This window comes from Natronomonas sp. (assembly GCF_046710025.1).
Classification (GTDB): Archaea; Halobacteriota; Halobacteria; order Halobacteriales; family Haloarculaceae; genus Natronomonas.
Window position 1 is genome coordinate 1 of the sequence record NZ_JBKEGK010000266.1, and the last position, 3,250, is coordinate 3,250.

Consider the following 3,250-nt stretch of genomic DNA (forward strand, 5'->3'; position numbering starts at 1 on the left):
ATTGGTTCGGTACCGCGTTTCCGGGGGCGCTGTCGCTGTCGCGCCCCCAAGCAGCCGTTGCGATCGCACTCGCGCTCGGCGGTCTCGCCACGACGACGGTGCTCAAAGAACTGTTTCGGCTCCCGCGTCCCCCCGGTGCCGCCGACCCGGCGGGTGCCGAAATGGTTCCTGCGTCGCTCCTCCCCCTATACGCCGAAATCGGCGCGGCGTCGGGGTTTGGCTTCCCGAGCGGGCACGCCATCTCGGCAGTGGTCGTCTACGGCGGCCTCGGGCTGCTGGTCGGAAGCCGCCGAAGCTACGCTGCCGCGGCGACACTGTGTGTCTTGCTCCCGCTGTCGCGGGTCGCCCTTGGCGTTCACTACCTCGTTGACGTCGCCGCCGGCCTGGCAGTCGGGTCGGTGTACCTCCTCTCCGTCTACCGGCTCTGCGGCCGGGGATCGAAGCCGGGGCGAGCGATGCTGCTCGCGCTCGGTGTCGCGCTCGTTGGGGGGGCGATCGGGTACACGACCGAGGCGATGCTCGCGCTCGGCGGGGCGCTCGGCGCGCGATTGACGTGGGGTATCGTCGGCGACGCGGTGGCGCATGGCCGGACGACGGCCCGGGGCGGGGTCGCGGCCACCGCGGTTGGGCTGTTCTTCACCGCGCTGTTTGCGATCGTCTACAGTCTTGAATCCGCCCCGTACGTCTCGTTTCTCGGGATGGCTGTCGTCGTCTCCGGGGTTATCGTCGCGCCGCTGGCGGGCGAGGCGGCCGCGCGTCGTATCTGAGGGATACGTCGTCTTCAATCGCATTCGGGTAGGGCATCGCAGTCCAACGGAGGTACCACCCCCGGTCGCACAGTTAGGAAGATACTTCCGGCTTGCGCGACGTGTTAGTTGTATGAGTGAGTTCACGGTACGCGGGCGCTATCCCGCCCGCTTCGGCGAACAGGAGTTCGAGACGACAGTTGATGCGCCGAACGCCGACGTGGCCGAGGAGCGCGTCTACACCAACTTCGGCTCCCAGCACGGCCTGAAGCGCACCCAGATCGACATCGACGGGGTGGACGCATGAGCCTCGGTGGTGGCGGTGGCGGCGGTGCGATGCAGCAGATCCAAGAGCAGATGCAGGCCCTCGAGCAGGAGAAGGAGGCCATCCAAAACGAGATCGAAAACGTCCGCACGGAGCAAGGCGAGATCGACGAGGCCATCGAAGCGATCGGAGCGCTCGACTCCGGGGCGACGGTGCAGGTTCCCCTCGGCGGGGACGCCTACGTCCGCGCAGAGATCCAAGACATGGACGAGGTCATTGTCACGCTCGGAGGCGGCTACGCCGCCGAGCGCGACAGTGACGGCGCAGTCGACTCCCTCGAAAGAAAAAAGGAAACCCTCGACGATCGGATCGCCGACCTCGAAGAGGAGATTGAGGCGGTCGAGGCGGAGACAGAGGATCTTGAGGCCAAGGCCCAGCAGGCCCAACAACAGCAGATGCAACAGATGCAACAGCAGATGCAGCAGGACGACGAGTAGGGGCGATGTTCGACGGACTGAAGGAGAAACTCGGCAAATTCAAAAGTGACGTTGAGGCCGAGGCCGATGGTGACGCCGAGGCGGACGCCGAAACCGCGACAGACGCCGAAGCAGCGGGTGAGGCGGAGCCAGCAGCCGACGTTGACGCTGAAGCCGAGAGCGCTGACAGAGCCGATGCTGAACCGGATTCCGGCGCGGCAGACGACGACGGCCCCGGGCTGGCCAAGAAGGCGGCCCTCGCCGCCACCGGACGGACAGTCATCACCGAGGAGGAACTCGAAGCGCCCCTCGAATCGCTGGAACTTGAGCTTCTCCAGGGCGATGTCGAGATGGGTGTCGCACGCGAGATTACCGAGCGCATCCGCGAACAACTGGTCGGCGGCACGCGAAAGCAGGTTGAATCCGGCGAGCAGGTCATCGAGCGGGCGATCGGCGACGCGCTCCGCGACGTGATCAGCGTCGGACAGTTCGACTTCGAGGACCGGATCAGATCGGCCGAAAAGCCGGTTGTGATCGTATTCACCGGCGTCAACGGCGTCGGCAAGACTACCTCGATCGCGAAGCTCTCACGGTGGCTCGAGGAGCGCGGGCTGTCGTCGGTGATGGCCAACGGCGACACCTATCGGGCGGGCGCGAACGAGCAGATCAAAGAGCACGCCGAGGCGCTCGACACGAAGATCATCACCCACGAGCAAGGCGGCGACCCCGCGGCGGTCATCTACGACGCCGTCGAGTACGCCGACGCCAACGGCGTCGACGTCGTATTGGGCGACACCGCCGGCCGACTCCACACGTCCAACGACCTGATGGCCCAACTCGAGAAGATCGACCGCGTCGTCGATCCCGACATGACGCTGTTCGTCGACGAGGCGGTTGCGGGTCAGGACGCGACCAACCGCGCCGAGGAGTTCAACGACGCCGCCGAGGTCGACGGTGCGATACTGACGAAAGCCGACGCGGACTCCCAGGGCGGCGCCGCGATCTCGATCGCCCACGTCACCGGAAAGCCGATTCTCTTTCTTGGCACTGGCCAAGGTTACGAGGACATCGAACGGTTTGATCCCGACGAAATCGTCGATCGCCTGCTCCGCGAGGAGTGAGGCGTGCGGGACCGGACCGCGATCGCGGTGGTGCTTCTCGGCCTCGCCGTCGCCGCGGGCGGGGCCTACGTTTTGACGACGGACCTCCCTGAGGAGGCGGCCCCCGACGCGGACTTCGAAGTCTCCGGCGATCCGGCGGCCGGCGAACTGGTCGTTGAGCATGCCGGTGGGACATCTGTGTCCTCCGGGTCACTCCGAATTCTGGTCTATGAGGACCGCCCACTCGTGCCGGACCGGGCGGTCCACGGAACGGTCTGGGAGGCGGAGACGGGCCTCGTCCGGCCAGGCGACCGGATCGAACTCGAGGACCGACGTTTCGAATCGGGGCAACGGGTCGCAATCCGATGGTTCGGCGACGCGGGGCAGGCGACACTCGACGAGGCGCCTTTCGAGTGACATACTACCGTGATTTTGCAGAAAGTATCGGATAATGAGTAATTGCTCCGGTGGCTAGATCCGTGCCATGGATGGACAACCCGGATCGTTATTTCGCGGTGTCGACGTGCTTGAGCACCCTAAATGAGGGAATTAGTAATAAAAATTGGCACGTAACGCTGACCTATATAACCCCTGCCGGTATCGTCAACCCGGCCCACCGGTCAGCAAGGATTGCATCCTGACCGCCGACTTCGAGCGCGGCGA

General features: G+C 65.3%; 5 protein-coding genes. All 5 read left to right on the top strand.

The genetic code is table 11. The annotated features are described in order from the left end of the window. Window positions 1-767: phosphatase PAP2 family protein (locus tag ACI944_RS13480; protein WP_411719546.1), on the top strand; the 767-nt coding region annotated here is incomplete at its 5' end. A 112-nt stretch (window positions 768-879) separates the two neighbouring features. Beyond that, entirely contained in the window at window positions 880-1,053 is a 174-nt protein-coding gene (gene rpl18a / locus ACI944_RS13485; RefSeq protein ID WP_015408493.1) for a 50S ribosomal protein L18Ae, read from the top strand. Continuing rightward, window positions 1,050-1,508 carry a prefoldin subunit alpha gene (pfdA, locus tag ACI944_RS13490; protein WP_411719547.1) on the top strand — a complete coding sequence of 153 codons (459 nt, stop codon included), beginning with the start codon at window positions 1,050-1,052 and terminating at the stop codon, window positions 1,506-1,508. The genes rpl18a and pfdA overlap by 4 nt, the downstream gene beginning before the upstream one ends. A 5-nt stretch (window positions 1,509-1,513) precedes the next feature. Continuing rightward, the gene (ftsY, locus tag ACI944_RS13495; protein WP_411719548.1) at window positions 1,514-2,608 is read left to right on the top strand and encodes a signal recognition particle-docking protein FtsY; all 1,095 of its coding nucleotides are present in this window, start codon (window positions 1,514-1,516) and stop codon (window positions 2,606-2,608) included. A gap of 3 nt (window positions 2,609-2,611) precedes the next feature. Beyond that, a complete protein-coding gene (locus tag ACI944_RS13500; protein WP_411719549.1) occupies window positions 2,612-3,004 on the top strand; it encodes a hypothetical protein in 393 nt (130 codons plus the stop codon). The last annotated feature ends 246 nt before the right edge of the window (window positions 3,005-3,250 follow it).

Coding starts and splice junctions, on each gene's coding strand:
- rpl18a (WP_015408493.1), top strand. CDS start 880: ATGAGTGAGTTCACGGTACGCGGGCGCTATCCCGCCCGCTTCGGCGAA.
- pfdA (WP_411719547.1), top strand. CDS start 1,050: ATGAGCCTCGGTGGTGGCGGTGGCGGCGGTGCGATGCAGCAGATCCAA.
- ftsY (WP_411719548.1), top strand. CDS start 1,514: ATGTTCGACGGACTGAAGGAGAAACTCGGCAAATTCAAAAGTGACGTT.